Here is a 1,108-nt window from a genome sequence, read left to right as displayed (position 1 = left end):
CAGCTAATAGTTTGTCAATATTTTTCAATAAAAACTTAAAATATCTCATGCTATACTAAAAATGTGCATGCCAAATAACCTTCCGTTATTCTGGTTTTGGAAGGTTTTGTGTTATTTAGTTTATTTTTGGTTCTAAGCTAAATCTTGGAAAGTGGTTCTGTTCTTTAAAAGGGCAAATATCCAATGTAAGAGTTTATTTACGCATGCAATTACAGTTACTTTAAAGGGTTTTCCTTCGCCACGTTTCTTGTCGTAAAACTCTCGCATTTTCTTGTTGCGAGGGATGATTTCATCCGTTGTTTTCTTTTTACGGCAATCACGAATCGCACAACGAACAGCCATATATAAGGCGTGACGAAGCCTACTTGACCCTCGTTTTGTAATTCGATTCTTTGTGGCTGTAAACTTACCAGATTCGAATACACTTGGATCAACTCCAGCGAAAGCTACCAGCTTTTTAGGATTAGTAAATCGATCTATCTCTCCAATTTCTGAAATAATCGTTGCAGCGATTTTTTCCCCGATACCAGGGATAGATTTGATAATATTATATTCTTCAATTTCTTTAGCGAGGGCATCTATCTCCGACTCCAACTTTGATAGGTGCTCTTTGTATTGAAGAATCATATTAATATACATACCAAGGCTTAAAATATGACTCTGGTAGACTGTCTTTTCAAAAGGGTTACGAGCTGCCGCAGCCTTAAGTTTAATCGCACTTTCTTTTGCCCACCTAATTGATCGACTTTTACATAATTCATGTATCTTATCTGTAATTGTTTCTTCACTTGCTTTAATAATATCCTCGGAAGAGGGGAACTCTGAAAGCGTTAAGAGTGATACCACCGAATATAAATCTCCAAAAACCCCCTTATATTCTGGAAACACTTGTTCAAGAACAGCTTGAAATTGAAGCTTCGTTTGAATTGTTACTCCAGTAATATTTTCATGCTGTCTTGTAAGATTTCGAAGGTTTAATAATTGAACACCTCTCTTTTTATAAGGCTCTAACTCCTCTTTGTAGAATAACTCACAAAGAAGATAGGCATCTACAGCATCTGTCTTTACTTTTCTTAAACTTGAGCCTCTTGCCTTGTATGAAATCAAC

General features: G+C 35.8%; 1 protein-coding gene. It reads right to left on the bottom strand.

Annotated elements, in window-relative coordinates; translation table 11 throughout:
- Positions 1–132: 132 nt before the first annotated feature.
- Positions 133–1,108: IS110 family RNA-guided transposase (locus AC6CHU_RS25925; RefSeq protein WP_498123163.1), on the bottom strand; the 976-nt coding region annotated here is incomplete at its 5' end.

Source organism: Cytobacillus sp. GQ23, from assembly GCF_059758675.1.
This window is presented reverse-complemented; position numbering and strand designations above follow the sequence as displayed.